Origin of the sequence: Actinomadura sp. 9N215 (assembly GCF_044326345.1) — a bacterium.
Lineage (GTDB): Bacteria > Actinomycetota > Actinomycetes > Streptosporangiales > Streptosporangiaceae > Spirillospora.
The window spans coordinates 1-16,316 of the sequence record NZ_JBIRBA010000046.1 but is presented as its reverse complement, the minus strand read 5'-3'; the positions used below and the strand labels follow the sequence as shown (position 1 = coordinate 16,316).

The window sequence follows — 16,316 nt, the reverse complement described above, 5'->3', positions numbered from 1 at the left end:
TTCGCCGAGCCCTCCGTCTCCTCCACAGGAGAGGGCATGGCGCGACGCGATAACGGGCATGCGTCCCGGAGCAATACGCATGCCGCTGCACCGTGGGCGGAGACGCCCGCGCGCCCCTCGTCGAGACCTGAGCCCCGGACGGGGCCGAGGTCCGAGGAGCCGCAGTGGCCCGAAGGGTCCTGGTGGTCGGAGCAGCCGGACTGGTCGGAGCGCGGACGGAGATCGTCCCACCGCGGCCCGAGCCGGCGCGAGATGAAGCGGTACGAGAAGGCCGCGGAGCGGCGGTCACGCGAGGGCGAGCAGCCGCAGCGGCAGGACCCGCGCACCGACCAGTTCGGTGCGCGGAACAGGCCGTCCGGCTCCCGCGACGACCGGCCCGCCCCCCGGCCGCAGCGCTACGACACGCGAGCCGACCGTCTCGACCCGCGTGCACCACAGACCGACGCCCGCACCGGACAGACCGACCCGCGCACCCAGCCACCGAGCCCGGGCCCGCGGCCCCCCGGTCCGCCGGCCCAGCACAACGACGCGCGTACCCGGCCGCCGGACCCGGGCCCGCGGCCCCCCGGTCCGCCGGCCCAGCACTACGATGCGCGGGCCGAGCGGCCGAACCCGGGTGCCGAGCCCCCCGGCCCGCGCCCCCAGCGGTCCGACGCGCGGGCTGAGCGCCCTGACCCGCGGACGCAGCAGTTCGACGCGCGGGCCAAGACGGCCGGCGGTGGGGCCGAGGGGTTCGGGGCCATGCCCGAGCAGTTCGACGCGCGGGTGGGCGGGCCCGGGCCGCGGCGCGACAGGTCGCGCGAGTTCCAGCCGCGCCGGACGCGGTCGCGGCGCGCCGAGCGGCCGGGTCCGGAGCGGCGTCCTGAGCGGCGTCCGGAGCGGCGGCGGCAGGCCGCCGGGGCGCAGGCGCGGCACGGGACGCCGCCGCGCCCCGGACCGAGGGCGAGGCCTCGCCGCGGCCGGGGCCCGAGCGACCGGCTCGGCATCGGCGCGATCGTGCTGTCCACAGCGGTCGGGCTGTCCCTGCTGGGCATCGCCGAGCGGGCACTGCTGGAAGGCGGCCCCATCGGCGGCTCGTCCGGCCCCATCGGCTCGCAGACCGCGCTCACGCCGCCGAAGCCCGGGAGCGTTCCCGGGCAGCCGTCCGGGCAGTCGCCGCGGCCCGGCCAGAGCGGCGGCCCTGCGTCGCCGGACGGCCCGAGCCTGCGGACCCTCGCCGCGCAGGTGCGGAAGCTGACCCAGGAGCAGCGCGGCCCCGCCGCCCGGCAGGCCTACGGCGCCGCGCCGGCGAAGGAGCCCGTCGTGGGCGCCACCCGGACGAGCGCCGACAAGACATGGGTGTTCGGCACCACCGCGATCCCCGTCCCCGAGTCGAGCAGCGCCAACCCCGAGATCGCGTTCTACGCGGCGCGCTGGACGGGCCGGGAATGGCAGGTCGGGCTGTCCGGCGGACGCCTGTTCAACGACCTGCTCGGGGCCGTCCCCACGAGCGTGATGCCGGCGGCGGAGGCGGCCGCGCTGCGCCGGTACGCGACCCTCTCGGCGGACCGGGCCGGCGGGCTCGTCAACGGCACCCGCGCCGGCGACCGGCTGATGCTGCCGTGGAAGGTCGGCGAGGCCTGGTCGATGACGACCGCGGACGGGTCCGCGCGGCCGCTGGCGACGCTGGCGTTCTCGGGTGGCGACAGCCGCGTCCTCGCGTCCGGCGACGGCCGCCTGTACCGCTTCTGCGCCGACTCGGCCGGACGCGCGATGATCATGGTGCTGCATCCGAGCGGCGTCGCCACCACGTACTACCGCGTGCGGGGCGTCCCGAAGAAGGTGCGCGACGGCGCCGCCGTCGAGCAGGGCGATCCGCTCGGCCGCACCGGCGCCGACCGTCCCTGCGGCGGGGCCGCGGGGGCCGGCGCCGAGGTCGCGTTCGGCGTGCGCCGGGGCGGCGGAACGGTCCCGCTCGAAGGCGCGCAGATCGGCGGCTGGACGTTCCGGGAGCGTGCCAAGCCCCTCGTCGGCTTCGCCGAGCGCGGCGTCCTCCAAGTGCTTCCCGGGGGCCTGCTGGCCAACCTCGGCCCGGTCCCCCCGGCGGACGACTCTCCGCCGTCATCGCCGCTCCCCGGCATCCCGCCGCTGGACGGCGCAGGACCGGCCGCCGCACCGGCGGCCGCCATCCAGAAGAGGAGTCCGATCGGTGCGAATCCGCAACAGTGATGATCCCGCGGTGCCCGGCTGGGTGCTGCGCGTGGTGCTCGTCGGCGCGGTGCTCGTGCTCGCCGGCGCGGCGACCCCGCAGGGCGCCGTCGCGGTCGCGAACGTGCAGTACTTCCTCAACTACTACGCCGGCACCTTCACCCTCATCGCCCTGACCACCGCGGTGATGAGCGGCCTGCTGGCGACCGAGCGGCTGATCCTGCAGATCCGGCACCGGGTGCTGGCGCAGGCCCTGCACCGGGCGTCCGCCGTCGTGGCGACGACGATGCTGGTCGCGCACGTGGCGGTGAAGGTGATGGCGGGGCTGGCGCTGCCCGTCCAGATCGTCGTGCCGTCCACCGGGGCGGTCGGGCTCGGCACGATCGCGGCCGACCTGCTGATCATCATCGTGATCACCGGGATGCTGCGGGCGCGGTTCGCGTTCCGCGGCAAGGCGTGGCTGTGGCGGTCGATGCACGTGCTCGCCTACGCGTCCTGGCCGCTGGCGATCGTGCACGGGCTGACCGCCGGACGCGCCGCGGCTTCCTGGGTGGTGCTCTCCTACGTGCTGAGCGTGGTGTTCGTCGTCCTCGCGCTGATCACCCGCATCGTCGTGCTGATCAAGCCGCGGGAGCTGTCCCGCGCGGGCGACGAGATCGACGCGTTCTCCCGGCCGGACGGCGCCGGGCGCCGCCGCCACCGGCGCGCCATGGCGGAGATGGAGCACGAGGAGGCCCGCGCCGCGGCGGCGGCCCGCGACGGCTACGGCGACTACGGCGAGTACGGCGACGAACGCGGCGCCTACGACGAGCGCGGCGCTTATGACGAGCGCGGCGCCTACGGCGATTCGCGCGCCACGACCGCCGACCCGCGCGGCATGCCCCTGACCGGGCAGGGCGGCCGTGACACCGAGGTCCTGCGATGACCTCGACCGTCACCGTCTCCGGCATCGGCGGGCCCAGGCTCACGCTCGGGTTCGACCGGTTCGACCGGCTGGACCTCGACCGGCACCTCGCCGTGCACGGCAAGCTCCGCGCGCCGTCGCTGGACGAGCTGGTCCAGGTGTCCGAGCAGGTCGACCTGCGGGGACGCGGCGGCGCCGGCTTCCCGTTCGCCCGCAAGCTGATGGCCGTGGCGGCGCGGGTGAAGTACCCGACCACCGACCCGCCCCCGCTGCTGCCCGGCGAGAAGCGCGACGCGCGCGGCTCCAGCGAGGACGTCGTCATCGTCGTGAACGGCGCCGAGGGCGAGCCGGGCAGCGCCAAGGACAAGGTCCTGCTCGGCCGGGCGCCGCACCTCGTCCTCGACGGGGCGCAGATCGCCGCGTCCGCGCTCGGCACGCAGCGGATCGTGGTGGCCGTCGAGGACGACGCGGCCGCCCGCTCCGTCCGCGCCGCGATCAGCGAGCGGCGGATGCCCGCGCGGATCGTCCGGCTGACGGAGCGGTTCATCTCCGGGGAGAGCGGTGCGGTGATCCGCGCGATCAACGGGGAGACGCCGATCCCGCCGGGCGTCAAGGTCCGCGCGTCCGAGTCCGGCGTGGACGGCTACCCGACGCTGCTGTCCAACACCGAGACGTTCGCGCAGCTCGCCGTGCTCGTCTCGCTCGGCCCCGACCTGTACGCGTCCACCGGGACGGAGGACGAGCCCGGCACCACGCTGCTGACCGTCGGCGGCACCCAGGTCGTGGAGGCGCCGCTCGGCACGCCGCTGCAGGCCGTCCTCGACCACTGCCAGGTGCCGCCGTCGCCGGGCGTGCTCGTCGGCGGCTACCACGGGATGTGGCTCGACCCGCGCGGCGTGTCCCGGGCCGTGCTGTCGCGCGCCGGGATGCGCCGCGTCGGCGGGACGGTCGGCGCCGGGATCATCCTGCCGCTCACGCAGGGCACCTGCCCGCTCGGCGAGGTCACGCGGATCGCCGCCTACCTGGCGGCGCAGTCCGCCGGGCAGTGCGGGCCGTGCCGGCTCGGGCTGCCGGACGTCGTCCGCTCCCTGAACTCCCTCACCGAGGGCGGCGGGACGGTGGAGAACGTCCGCCGCGCCGCCGGCGTCGGCCGGGGCCGCGGCGCCTGCACCCACCCGGACGGGACGGCGAAGTTCGTCCTGTCGGCGATGGAGGCGTTCGGCCCCGACATCGAGGCGCACCGGTGGGGCGGCGGCTGCGGCCTGTCGACCTACGGGGTGCTGCCGCTGCCGATACCGGACGGCACGGAGGGCCGCGTCGCGATCGACTGGAGCCGCTGCGACGGGCACGGCCTGTGCGCGTACCTCGTCCCCGAACTGATCCAGCTCGACCGGTACGGCTTCCCGGTCGTGCTCGGCACCGACATCCCGTCCTGGATGGAGAAGGACGTGCAGAAGGCGGTCGCGATGTGCCCGGCGCTGGCGCTGCGCGTCGTCGCGGGCGTGCCCGGCGTCCCGTCGCGGCGCGGCTGACCGGCCGCGCCGCGCCACCATTCCGGGCGCGCTGAGAACAAAGAAAAAGATGGACACCGTTGAACCTCGGACCCGGGCCGGTGCGTATCTCCCTCCAAACCCGTGCCGGGTCCGTCGAGAGATCCTCGAAAGGAGGAAGAAGTTCCTTGAGGAAATCCTACGGAATCGCCGAAACGCGCAGGCGGCGGCGTTTCGGCCTCGGCCGCGTCCTGCTGGTCCTGACGGCCGTGGCCGCGGTGGTCGCGGCGTTCGCGGTCGTGATCAGACCGACCGGCGTCCCGGCCAGCGGCGCGGCGAACCTCGGCGGCACGGTCAACACCCGCTGGGGACGGCTGAGCACGGCCGACAGGCAACTGCTCGTCGCGGTCAGGCAGGCCGGTCTGTGGGAGATACCCGCAGGCCAGCAGGCACAGCAGCGGGCTTCCAAGCCTCGGGTGCGGGAGGTCGGCCAGATCATCATGCAGCAGCACATGCAACTCGACGCCGACGCCCGCGCCACCGCGGAGCGGCTCGGCGTGCTCCTTCCCAGCGAGCCCAACGGGAGCCAGAAGAGCTGGCTGAGAGAGATGTCGGGCAAATACGGGATCGAATATGACAAGACATTCGTGCTGCGGCTTCGCGCCGCGCACGGATCCGTCTTCTCCGTCATCGCCAAGGTGCGCGCGCAGAGCGAGAACACCGAGATCCGCGCGTTCGCCGAACGGTCGATGAAATTCGTCAACACGCACATGTCGCTGCTGGAGAGCACCGGCCTGGTGGCCAGAGGCGCCCTCCGCTGACGTACATCCCACCCCGCAAAAGGGAGCACCTTTCCATGGGACGAAAGAAGAAAGCATTCGCCGTGATCATTCCGGCGCTGGCCCTTGCCTCGTCGGCCTGCTCGGCGGCGCCCGGCGGCGGAGCCGCGGCCGCGCTGCCGGGCAACGGAACGGCCGCCGCCGCGGACGCCGACCTCCCGGCCGACGGCGTGGGCCTCGCGGCCGCGAACCTCGGCGAGGTCGGCTACGGCGCCCCGACCGGTGAGCCGTCCGGCGAGCCGACCGGCGACGGCGGCGGCCAGCAGGACGGCGGCAACCCGCCCGATGACGGCGGCCAGCCGGGCGACGGCGGTCAGACCGGCGCGCCGCCCGGTGACGGCGGCCAGCCCGGTGACGGCGGCGCGCCGGGCGACGGCGGGGCGCCGGGCGACGGCGGCCAGAACGGCGACGGCGGCGCGCCCGGCGAGGATCCGCAGAACATGCTGCCCGGCGGTCAAGGCGGCGGCGGCCAGAACGGCGGTCAAGGCGGCGGCCAGAACCAGAGCCAGGTGAAGCCCGGACCGCGCCGCGACCAGTTCGTCAGCATCCGCAACGCCCCGCGCGTCCAGCAGCCGCGCCAGTCCCGCGGCGCCTCGCGCGGCGTGTTCTCCGTCAACTGCGGCACGAACAAGGGCCAGGCGCACAGCAACCCCGACAACGTCGTCGCGGCGCCCGGCGTCCAGAACGGCGCCCATCACATCCACGACTACGTCGGCAACCTCGACACCGACGCGTTCTCCACCGACGAGACCCTCGCCGCGGCCGGGACGACCTGCACCAACGGCGACAAGTCCACCTACTTCTGGCCGGTGCTGCGGCTCCGCTCAGGACAGGACAACTCGGACCGGGCCGGCCAGAGCCGGATCGACGGGAACGTCGGCAGCGTCGTCGAGCCCTCGTCGGTGAAGCTGCAGTTCTTCGGCAACGCGCGCAGCAGGGTGACGGCGATGCCGCGGTTCCTGCGGATGGCCACCGGCGACGCCAAGTCCGCGACGAACGGCCTGGCCAACGCCAACGCGCTGTGGTCGTGCTCCGGCTTCCAGGACCGCGGCTTCACCGACAAGTACCCGCTCTGCCCGGGAGGCAGCCAGGTGCTGCGCATCCTGAACTTCGCGGGCTGCTGGGACGGTCAGAACACCGACAGCGCCAACCACCGGTCGCACGTCTCCTTCGCCGACAAGCGGACGGGGCAGTGCCCGCAGGGCACGACGGCCATCCCGCAACTCCGGATGACGCTGTCCTACAAGGTGCCCGCCCGGGCGCTGGCGTTCGCGCTCGACTCGTTCCCCGAGCAGGGGCACGACCCGGTGACCGACCATGGCGACTTCATCAACGTGATGAACGACCGCCTGATGCGCCAGGCGGTCACCTCCATCAACTCCGGCCGGCGCCGCTGACCGGAGCCGCGTCCGGGCGATCCGACCGCCCTGGGGTGACCCCGGACGCGCGGCCGGTGAGGACCACGCGCCGCCCACGACCATCGGCGGCGCGCCTCACCGGCCGTTTCCGCGCCCCGCCGCCCGCTTCCGCGCCCCGCCGGCCGTTTCCGCGCCCCGCCGGCCGCTTCCGCGCCCCGCGGGACCCGCGAACGTACGATCGCGATATGAACATCGTGATCGCGGGCGGGCACGGGAAGATCGCGCTGCGGCTCTCGCGGCTGCTGGCCGCGCGGGGGGACACCGTGCTCGGCATCGTCCGCAACCCCGACCACGCGGGCGACGTCCGGGCCGCGGGCGCCGGGCCGGTCGTGTGCGACCTGGAGTCCGCGGCGCCCGCCGAGGTCGCCGGGCACCTCACCGGCGCCGACGCGGTCGTGTTCGCCGCCGGCGCGGGGCCGGGCAGCGGCACGGCGCGCAAGGACACCGTCGACCGCGCCGCCTCGGTGCTGATGGCGGACGCGGCGGAGCGCGCGGGCGTCCGCGGCTTCGTCCAGATCTCCGCGATGGGCGCGGGCGAGCCGCCTACCCCGGGCACATCGGGCGCTGCCGCGCCGGGACGCGGCGACGTCTGGGACGCCTACATCCGCGCCAAGGGCGAGGCGGAGGACGACCTCCGCCGCCGCGACGCCCTCGACTGGCTGATCCTGCGCCCCGGACGCCTCACCGACGACCCGCCCACCGGCCTCGTCACCCTCGCCGAGCCGCCGATCGGGCACGACGTGGTGACCCGCGACGACGTCGCCGCGGTCATCGTGGCGCTGCTCGACGCGTCCGACGTCCGGCGCCGCACGCTCGACCTGCTCAACGGCCCCACCCGGATCGCGGACGCCGTCGCGTCCCTCCGCCCCGCCCTCGGCGGCGGCTAGGAAGCGGCGGCCAGGCAGCGACCAGGCCGGGACGGCTAGGCGGTGTAGAGGGCCTCGATCTCGTCCGCGAAGTCCTTCATCACGACGTTGCGCTTGACCTTGAGGCTGGGCGTCAGATGGCCGGCGTCCTCGGTGAAGTCGACGCCGAGGATCACCTGCTTCTTGATCGCCTCCGCGTGGCTGACCGACGCGTTGGCCGCCGCGACCGCGGCGTCGATCTCGGCGACGAGGTCCGGGTCGCGGCGCAGCTCGTCCGCCGTCATCGCCGCGGGCTTGCCGTGCCGCTCCTTCCACGGCCCGAGCGCCTCCTCGTCCAGCGTGACGAGCGCGGCGACGAACTTGCGGCCGTCGCCGACCACGAGGCACTGGCTGACCAGCGGGTGCGCGCGGATCCTGTCCTCCAGCGGGGCGGGCGCGACGTTCTTGCCCGCCGCCGTCACGAGGATCTCCTTCTTCCGGCCGGTGATCTTCAGGAAGCCGTCGCCGTCGAGGGAGCCGAGGTCGCCGGTGTGGAACCAGCCGTCGTCGTCCAGGACCTCCTTGGTGGCGGCCTCGTTGTTCCAGTAGCCACGCATGATGTTCACACCGCGGACGAGGACCTCGCCGTCCTCGGCGATGCGGACGTCCACGCCCGGGATCGGCTGCCCCACCGTCCCGATCCTGATCGCGGTCGGACGGTTCACGCTGGCCGGCGCCGTCGTCTCGGTGAGCCCGTAGCCCTCCAGGATCGTGATGCCGACGCCGCGGAAGAAGTGGCCGAGCCGCTCGCCCAGCGCCGCGCCGCCCGACACCGCGTACTTCACCTCGCCGCCGACCGCCGCGCGCAGCTTCTTGTACACCAGCAGGTCGAAGACCTTGTGCTTCGCCTTCAGCGCGAGCCCCGGGCCGCCCGTGTCGAGCGCGCGGCTGTAGGCGACCGCGGTCTCCGCGGCCGCCTTGAAGATCTTGGCCTTGCCGTCGGCGGCGGCCTTCTGCTCGGCGCCGTTGTAGACCTTCTCGAAGACGCGCGGGACGGCGAGCAGGAACGTCGGCCGGAACGTCGCGAGGTCCGGCAGCAGGTTCGGGACGTCGCTGTGCCCGAGGATGATGCCGCCCTCGATGACGGCGACCTGGATCAGCCGGGCGAACACGTGCGCCAGCGGCAGGAACAGCAGCGTCGAGCTGCCGTCGACGGCGACCTCGGCGATCGCGCCCTGCACGGCGTTGCGGGCGGTCGACACCAGGTTCGCGTGCGTGATCTCGCAGCCCTTGGGACGTCCGGTCGTGCCGGAGGTATAGATGAGCGTGGCGATGTCCGCGCCGGTCCGGGACCGGCGGCGCTCCTCGACCACGTCGTCGTCGACGTCGCCGCCGAGCACGACGACCTCGTCGACGCCGCCGGCGTCGATGCCCCACACGTGCGCGAGGCCGGGCAGCCGGCCCCGGATCCCCTCGATCGCCGCGACGTGCTCGGCGGTCTCGGCGAAGACCGCCTTCGCGCCGGAGTCGCCGGCGATCCATTCGATCTGCTCGGCGGACGACGTCTCGTAGATCGGGACGGAGACCGCCCCCGCCGTCCAGATCGCGTAGTCGAGGACGGTCCACTCGTAGCGGGTCCGCGACATCAGCCCGACGCGGTCGCCGGGCTCGATCCCGGCGGCCACCAGGCCCTTCGCGACCGCGGCGGCCTCGGCCGCGAACTCGGACGCGGTGACGGCGCTCCACGCGGGCGCGTCGGCGGGGCCGCTCTTGCGCCGCGCCACGATCGTCCCCGGTTCCTCGGCGGCCCGGGTGAAGGGCGCGTCGGTCAGTACGGCGGAGTCGGGGACCTCCACCATCGCGGGGACGCTGAACTCGCGCACGGCCTGCTCCTGTTGTCGATCTGCCGGGTGGGCGGGAGGAATCCGCGGAGGCCCCTCCGAAACCGCATGATACCTACGAGTAGGCGATCTGCCCTGGTGGGTTGAGGTTCGGAGCGGTGGGGTAACGGCAGTGCAAAGGCCGCACGCCGTCCCTGGCGGACGCCGGCCGGTCGCTTACGCTTGTGCCCGTCGCACACGATCGCGGTCCGGGGGAACGCCATGTCGCTGCTGGAAATCATCGCGCTGACCGCCGACGACGCGAGGACGGCGCAGGACGGCGGCGCCGACCGGCTGGAGGTCGTCGCCGACATGGCCGCGGACGGCCTCACCCCCGACCCCGAGCTCGTCGCCGCCGTGCGGGCGGCCACGTCCCTGCCGATCCGGGTGATGCTGCGGGCCAACGCGGGGTTCCGCACGTCGGGACGCGAGCTCGACCGGCTCCGGCAGGCCGCCGCGGGCCTCGCCGAGGCGGGCGCGGACGGGTTCGTCCTCGGGTTCCTCGACTCGTCCGGCCATGTCGACACCGGCGCCACCGGCAAGCTCGCCGCCGACGCCGCCCCGCTGCCCTGGACGTTCCACCGCGCGCTCGACCACGCCGCCGACCCGGCCCAGGCCTGGAACGTCGTGCGCGGGCTCGGCGGCGGGCTCGACACCGTCCTCACGGCCGGATCGGCGCGGGGCGTGGACGCCGGGGTGGACGTCCTCGTCCGGCGCGCCACCGGGGACCCGGCCGCAGCCAAGATGATCATGGCGGGGGGCGGGCTGCGCCGCAGGCACGTCGCGGTCCTCGCGGCCGCCGGGGTCACCGCGTTCCACGTCGGCACCGCCGTCCGCCCGGACGGCGCCTGGGACGCGCCCGTCGACCCGGCGCTGGTGCGCGAATGGCGCTCCCTGGTGTCCGCCGCCGCCGGCTGACGCCGTTTCGCGGGCCGCGGGCGGACGCCGTCCGCGCAGGTCGCCGGCCGGACGTTCGCGCGGGCGGTCTGCCCTATTACAGTCGGTTCATGAGGATCCACGTGGTGAGCGACGTCCACGGCCGCGCGGACGCGCTGCCGGCCGCGGCGGACGGCGCCGACGCGCTCGTCTGCCTGGGCGACCTGATCCTGTTCGTCGACTACCACGACCACGCGCAGGGGATCTTCGCCGACCTGTTCGGGCGGCGCAACGCCGCCCGCCTCATCGAGCTGCGGACGGAGAAGCGCTTCGACGAGGCCCGCGAGTTCTCCCGTGGCCTGTGGTCGTCCCTCGACGGCGACGCGTGGCCGCACATCGAGCGCGCCGTCGACCGGCAGTACGCCGAGCTGTTCGCGGCCATGCCGTCCCCCGCGTACCTCACGTACGGGAACGTCGACGTCCCGCGCATGTGGGGGCGTCACCTGCGCGACGGGCACCGCGTCCTGGACGGCGAGACCACCGAGATCGGCGGCCTGCGGTTCGGGTTCGTCGGCGGCGGCCTGCGCACCGAGTACCGCACCCCCTACGAGCTCGACGACGACGCGTACGCCGCGAAGGTCGACGCCGTCGGCGCCGTGGACGTGCTGTGCTGCCACATCCCGCCCGCCGTCCCTGAGCTGCTGTACGACACTGTGGCGCGCAGGTTCGAGCGGGGCAGCGAGGCGATCCTGGACGCGATCCACCGGACGCAGCCGAGATACATGCTGTTCGGGCACGTCCACCAGCCGCTCGCGAGCCGGATGCGCATCGGCCGCACCGAATGCGTCAACGTGGGTCATTTCCGTGCCCGTGGCGTGCCCTACGTCCTGACGGTGTGAAAGATACTTTCTCTACGACAAGGGGCCCGCGGGCCCGACCAGAACCAAGGGAGACGCAGATGGCGGACCGCACCAGCTCCTCCATCACGGTGAAGGCGGGCAAGGCCGAGATCATGGCGGTGATCGCCGATCTGGAGGCGTACCCGGAGTGGACGAGCGGCATCCGCGGCTTCACCGTGCAGGAGACCGGCGAGGACGGCCGCGCCACCCGCGCGAAGCTGTCGTTCGACGGCGGGGTCTTCATCGACACCATAGGCCTCGCCTACACCTGGTCGGGCGATGACAAGGTGTCGTGGGAGCTGGTGGAGCGCGGCTCGGTCGTCACCGACCTGTACGGCTCGTACACCCTGGACGAGCGGGACGGCTCCACCGAGGTGACCTACGAGCTCGCCGTGGACGTCCGGCTCCCGCTGATCGGCATGGTGAAGCGCAAGGGCGAGAAGCGGATCATCGACTCCGCGCTCAAGGGCCTCAAACGCCGAGTGGAGGGCTGACCCCCGCGGAGGCGATACCGTTCACGCCGACGACGGATGGAAGATGGACTCATGAGCGACCAGCCGGGCGACGTCCTCGACGAGGCGGCCAAGCTCTTCGACGCCCTGATCAGGCGTGTCGGCGGCGGAGCCGGAAGCGGCGCCGCCGCGCACCGGGACCGGGACGCGGACGGCGACGTCTGGAGCCGCGCGACGGCCCCCGCGGCGCCCGCGCCCGGGCCGGCCATCGCCACCGGCGCCCCCGAGTGCCGCGACTGCCCGATCTGCCGGGCGATCGCGATCAAGCGGCGGTCGGGCGGCGACGTGGGCCGGCACCTGCGCGACGCGGGACGGTCGCTGTTCGCCGCCGCGCTGGACGTCGCCGACGCCTTCGACCGGACCGCGTCCGGCCGACCGGCTTCCGGCGAGACCGGGTCCGGCCAGGCCGCGTCCGGCCGGGCGCGGCGGGACCGTCCGCCGGAGGCGTCGGAGAGCCCGCGGGCGGGTAGGTCCGAGCGGTCGGACCGCCCCGGCACGGGCGAGCCGTGGTCCGCCGCCACCGGCGGCGACCCCATCGACATCGGGTAGTGCGGTAGAGGCTCCAGCCGTGCCGCGCGAGGAGGAGGAAGCGTACATGGCCCTGACCATCGGCGTGGACGTGGGCGGCACGAAGGTCGCCGCCGGGGTCGTCGACGACCGGGGAACCATCCTGGAGAAGGTTCGCCGGCCCACCCCGTCGACCAACCCCAAGGAGACCGCCGAGACCATCGCCGAGGTCGTCGACCTGCTGAAGGGCAAGTTCGAAGAGGTGTCGGCGGTCGGCCTCGGCACCGCCGGGTTCGTCGACGAGGACCGCTCCAACGTGCTGTTCGCGCCGAACCTGGCCTGGCGCGAGGAGCCGATCAAGGAGAAGGTCGAGAGCCTGGTCGGGCTGCCCGTCGTCGTGGAGAACGACGGCAACGCCACCGCGTGGGGCGAGGCCAGGTTCGGCGCCGGGCGCGGCGAGAACTTCCTCGTCCTGGTCGCCCTCGGCACCGGCATCGGCGGCGGCATCATCATCAACGGCGAGCTGTACCGGGGCCGGTTCGGCATCGGCGCCGAGATGGGTCACTTCCGGGTCGTCCCGGACGGCCGCCGCTGCGGCTGCGGCAACCGCGGCTGCTGGGAGCAGTACGCCAGCGGCAACGCCCTCGTCCACGAGGCCCGCGACCTGGCCCGGGTGGCGCCCGCGATGGCCGGACGGCTCCTCGAACTCGGCGACGGACGCCCGGAGGGCATCAGCGGACCCGAGGTGTCGCAGGCCGCCCGCGAGGGCGACAAGGCGGCCCTGGAGTGCTTCCGCACCATCGCGCACTGGGCGGGCCAGGGCCTCGCCGACCTCAGCGCCATCCTCGACCCGGGCGCGTTCATCATCGGCGGCGGCCTGTCCGACGCCGGCGACCTGCTGCTCGACCCGATCCGCGCCGCGTTCGAGGACGCGCTGACGGGCCGCGGCCACCGCCCGCTGCCCGACATCCGCATCGCCGAGCTGGGCTCCGCGGCGGGCATCGTCGGCGCCGCCGACCTGGCCCGCGTCCGGCCCCTGCAGGACGTCGTCGTCTAGCCGTGCCGTCCGTCCGGCTGCTGAGCTACAACGTCCGGTCGCTGCGCGACGACCCCGCCGCCGTGGCCCGGATCGTCCGCGCGCTCGCCCCGGACGTCGTCTGCCTGCAGGAGGTCCCGCGCTTCTGGACGTGGCGGATCCAGCGCCGCCGCCTCGCCCGCGCCTGCGGCCTGGACATCGCGGCGGGACGGCGGGCCTGCGGGCTCGCCGTCCTCGCCGCGCCGCACGTCCGCCGCGCGGCCCGCGAGTTCCACCTGCTCACCCCCGACCCGGAGCTGCACCGCCGCGCGCTGGCGATCGCCGTCCTGGAGATCGGCGGCGCCCGCCTCATCGCCGCGTCCACGCACCTCGACCTGCGGGACGGGCCGCGGCTCCGGCACGTCCACGAGATCCTCGCCCACCTCGACCGGTCCCGCGCCCGCCACCGGTCCCCGGTCGTCCTCGCGGGGGACGTCAACGAGGAGCCCGGCGGCCCGTCCTGGACCCTCCTCACCGACCACTTCCAGGACGCCTACGCCGCCGCCCCCTGGGGCGACGAGCTGACCTTCTCCGCCCGCGACCCCCGCCGCCGCATAGACGCCGTCTTCACCGACAAGAACGTCCAAATAACCGCCTGCGGCGTCCCCACCGACGACGAGACGATCACGGCCGACTACCCGGCCGCCACGGACCACCGGCCGGTCCTCGCCGAGCTGGAGATTTCCTAGACAACCGCGCCGTCGTCGGGGTCTCTGGGCTCGTCGCCCATGCGCAGGACGAGGGTGACGAAGCCGCCGATGAAGGCGGCGACGGCGAGGAACGCGGCCCAGCCGGGGACGTCCCAGTCGAGGATGACGGTGATCAGGAGGTAGAGGGGGCCGCCGATGAGCGCGATCCAGGCGCCCTTCGTGAGCGGGTCGGCGCTGGGCAGCGGCGGGGGAGGGGGCGGGACGTAGTGGCCCTCCTCGTCGGCGTCCGGCGGGAACTCGGGCGTGTCCGCGGCCTTGATCACGCGGGCGCGGGGGAGGCGGCCGGTGCGGTCGTCGCCCTCCTGCGGCGGATCGGCGGGCTCGCGGACGTTCTCCTCGTCGGGCCAGGGGTCCTCGCCGTCGGGCGTGGAGTCGAAGCCGGCGACGATCTCGGCCCAGATGGCGTCCTCGTCGCGCTCGCCGTCCGCGTCCTTGGCGGGCGCGCCGCCGTCCGCGCCGCGCGAGTCGGACGTCTTTCGCGTGTCGACCGGGTCGGTGGTCGCGGGAGGGTCGGCGACGCCGGTCTCCGGACGGTCGCCCGCGTCGGGACGGTCGCCGTCCGAGCCGCGCGCGGACGCGTCGCGCAGCCGGGCGAGATGGGCGCGCAGGATGCCCTCGGCGGCGGGCTTCATGTCGACGTCGACGTACAGCCGGTCGAGCACGTCGCCGGCGACGGTCTCACCGGCGGGCTCGACGACGTCGGCCAGGTCGGCGAGGTCGGACGGCGAGGCCGCGTACGCCGCGACCCCGGCCTCTCCCAGCGCCGCCAGCATCGCGTCGGCGAGATGCGGTGCGAGGTCGACCAGTGGGGCGTAGGTGTCCGCTGACAGTCCATTGCCACGGCGATTCACGGGGCCGGCTCCTTCGACGACTCCGGCGTGACCGACGGCACCGGCATGACGGCCTCCGCCCCCCATCGACATGTGGGTCCGGTCGCGCCCCCGGCTCGCGGCGGCACTCCCGGACACCCTGAAACGTGTGTCCCACGGTATTCGCTGCGCCGCCCGGGACAAGCCCCAGGGCGCACTCGATTGAGATTGACGCCTCAGAGCCTACGTTCATTCCCGCGCCTCGCGGGCATCGTGCGGCGGCCATCCGGCGGCCGGGACGGGCTGTCCGGTTCGTTCCTCCATGTCCCGCGCCATACCGGCCGGTAGATCGGTGGGACACGGAGTGGGAAGATGTCCCATCGTCCCCGTCGGCCAGGGACCGGCCGTGCCCGTCGCCCCGGGCGCGCGGTCCGAGGAAGGTCCCCGCATGCTCTGGTTCTGGATCCTGCTCAGGGTCGTTCTCTCGCCCATCCTGTACCTCGGGTGGTGGCCGCGGAACCGGGGGCGGCGGAACGTCCCGAAGCGGGGTCCCGCGCTGCTGGTGAGCAACCACCTGTCGTTCGCCGACCACTTCTTCGGCCCGCTGCCGCTGCTGCGTCCGATCTTCTTCATCGGCAAGGGCGAGTACTTCACCGGCAAGGGGGTCAAGGGGCTGATCAGCAAGGGGTTCTTCACCGGGGTCGGGGTCGTGCCGGTGGACCGGACGGGCGGCTCGTCGGCGGAGGCGGCGCTGCAGACGGGGCTGCGGATCCTCGCGGAGGGCAAGCTGCTCGGCATCTACCCGGAGGGCACCCGGGCGCCCGACAACCGGCTGTACCGGGGCAAGACGGGGGTGGCGCGGCTGGCGCTGAAGTCGCGGGTGCCGGTGATCCCGATGGCGATGATCAACACGTTCGAGCTGATGCCGCCGGGCAAGCCGTACCCGCGGCTCGGGGTGCGGCCCGGCGTCCGGTTCGGCGAGCCGATGGACTTCTCCCGGTACTACGGGCGCGAGGACGACAGGGACGTCCTGCGCCAGATCACCGACGAGATCATGCAGGCGATCAGGGAGCTGTCGGGCCAGGAGTACGTCGACCGGTACGCCGCCGAGGTCAAGGCGGAGCTGGCCGGCAAGCCGGTACGGCCCGTCGAGGACGACGGAGGACTGAGCGACTCTGGCTGAGCGACGGCGGATGAGCGGAGCCGATCGGCGGACGCGGGGAGCCGACCCGGGGGCGGGGGGAGCCGATCGGGGGATGGGGCTGGAGGCCGCGTTGTGGCGGGCCCTGGCGGTCTACCGCGGCCTGGCGCTGCTCTACGCCGCCTCCGTGATCGCCATGAACTTCGACGGCTACGCCCGTCCGG

At 74.2% G+C, this 16,316-nt stretch carries 16 protein-coding genes; 14 read left to right on the top strand and 2 right to left on the bottom strand.

The window, feature by feature from the left end:
• The first annotated feature begins 252 nt into the window (after positions 1-252).
• The 6 genes from ACH34T_RS42575 (at position 253) to ACH34T_RS42550 (ending at position 7,725) form a co-directional block, all read left to right on the top strand.
• Positions 253-2,208 carry a hypothetical protein gene (locus ACH34T_RS42575; RefSeq protein ID WP_396026710.1) on the top strand — a complete coding sequence of 652 codons (1,956 nt, stop codon included), beginning with the start codon at positions 253-255 and terminating at the stop codon, positions 2,206-2,208.
• Positions 2,189-3,112, top strand: a complete 924-nt coding sequence (locus tag ACH34T_RS42570; protein WP_396026709.1) for a hypothetical protein — start codon at positions 2,189-2,191, stop codon at positions 3,110-3,112. Before ACH34T_RS42575 ends, ACH34T_RS42570 begins: the two co-directional genes overlap by 20 nt.
• Complete coding sequence (locus tag ACH34T_RS42565; RefSeq protein WP_396026708.1) at positions 3,109-4,623, top strand: ferredoxin; 1,515 nt, start codon at positions 3,109-3,111, stop codon at positions 4,621-4,623. The genes ACH34T_RS42570 and ACH34T_RS42565 overlap by 4 nt, the downstream gene beginning before the upstream one ends.
• A gap of 146 nt (positions 4,624-4,769) precedes the next feature.
• A complete protein-coding gene (locus ACH34T_RS42560; RefSeq protein ID WP_396026707.1) occupies positions 4,770-5,402 on the top strand; it encodes a DUF4142 domain-containing protein in 633 nt (210 codons plus the stop codon).
• Positions 5,403-5,437: 35 nt separating this feature from the next.
• Positions 5,438-6,817 carry a DUF1996 domain-containing protein gene (locus tag ACH34T_RS42555; RefSeq protein WP_396026706.1) on the top strand — a complete coding sequence of 460 codons (1,380 nt, stop codon included), beginning with the start codon at positions 5,438-5,440 and terminating at the stop codon, positions 6,815-6,817.
• A 206-nt stretch (positions 6,818-7,023) separates the two neighbouring features.
• Complete coding sequence (locus ACH34T_RS42550) at positions 7,024-7,725, top strand: SDR family oxidoreductase (RefSeq protein WP_396026705.1); 702 nt, start codon at positions 7,024-7,026, stop codon at positions 7,723-7,725.
• Positions 7,726-7,760: 35 nt separating this feature from the next.
• Here ACH34T_RS42550 and ACH34T_RS42545 read toward each other — a convergent pair whose 3' ends face one another.
• A complete protein-coding gene (locus ACH34T_RS42545) occupies positions 7,761-9,566 on the bottom strand; it encodes an AMP-dependent synthetase/ligase (protein ID WP_396026704.1) in 1,806 nt (601 codons plus the stop codon).
• 219 nt (positions 9,567-9,785) lie between these two features.
• Here ACH34T_RS42545 and ACH34T_RS42540 point away from each other — a divergent pair, with 219 nt between their 5' ends.
• The 6 genes from ACH34T_RS42540 (at position 9,786) to ACH34T_RS42515 (ending at position 14,121) form a co-directional block, all read left to right on the top strand.
• A complete protein-coding gene (locus tag ACH34T_RS42540; protein ID WP_396026703.1) occupies positions 9,786-10,481 on the top strand; it encodes a copper homeostasis protein CutC in 696 nt (231 codons plus the stop codon).
• Between the two features lie 89 nt (positions 10,482-10,570).
• Entirely contained in the window at positions 10,571-11,338 is a 768-nt protein-coding gene (locus ACH34T_RS42535; protein ID WP_396026702.1) for a metallophosphoesterase, read from the top strand.
• Positions 11,339-11,397: 59 nt separating this feature from the next.
• Complete coding sequence (locus ACH34T_RS42530; protein WP_396026701.1) at positions 11,398-11,832, top strand: SRPBCC family protein; 435 nt, start codon at positions 11,398-11,400, stop codon at positions 11,830-11,832.
• A gap of 51 nt (positions 11,833-11,883) precedes the next feature.
• A complete protein-coding gene (locus tag ACH34T_RS42525; protein ID WP_396026700.1) occupies positions 11,884-12,399 on the top strand; it encodes a hypothetical protein in 516 nt (171 codons plus the stop codon).
• Between the two features lie 46 nt (positions 12,400-12,445).
• Positions 12,446-13,414 (top strand): ROK family glucokinase, encoded by a 969-nt coding sequence (locus ACH34T_RS42520; protein WP_121435044.1) that lies wholly within the window; start codon positions 12,446-12,448, stop codon positions 13,412-13,414.
• Positions 13,415-13,416: 2 nt separating this feature from the next.
• Complete coding sequence (locus ACH34T_RS42515; protein ID WP_396026699.1) at positions 13,417-14,121, top strand: endonuclease/exonuclease/phosphatase family protein; 705 nt, start codon at positions 13,417-13,419, stop codon at positions 14,119-14,121.
• Here ACH34T_RS42515 and ACH34T_RS42510 read toward each other — a convergent pair.
• Positions 14,118-14,993: a hypothetical protein gene (locus ACH34T_RS42510; protein WP_396026698.1), complete on the bottom strand. Its 876-nt coding sequence runs from the start codon at positions 14,991-14,993 to the stop codon at positions 14,118-14,120. The two genes, ACH34T_RS42515 and ACH34T_RS42510, sit on opposite strands and share 4 nt — an antisense overlap.
• 406 nt (positions 14,994-15,399) lie before the next feature.
• Between ACH34T_RS42510 and ACH34T_RS42505 the strand changes: the two genes are divergently transcribed.
• Positions 15,400-16,134 (top strand): lysophospholipid acyltransferase family protein, encoded by a 735-nt coding sequence (locus tag ACH34T_RS42505; RefSeq protein WP_396026697.1) that lies wholly within the window; start codon positions 15,400-15,402, stop codon positions 16,132-16,134.
• A 10-nt stretch (positions 16,135-16,144) separates the two neighbouring features.
• Positions 16,145-16,316: DUF5931 domain-containing protein (locus ACH34T_RS42500; protein WP_396026733.1), on the top strand; the 172-nt coding region annotated here is incomplete at its 3' end.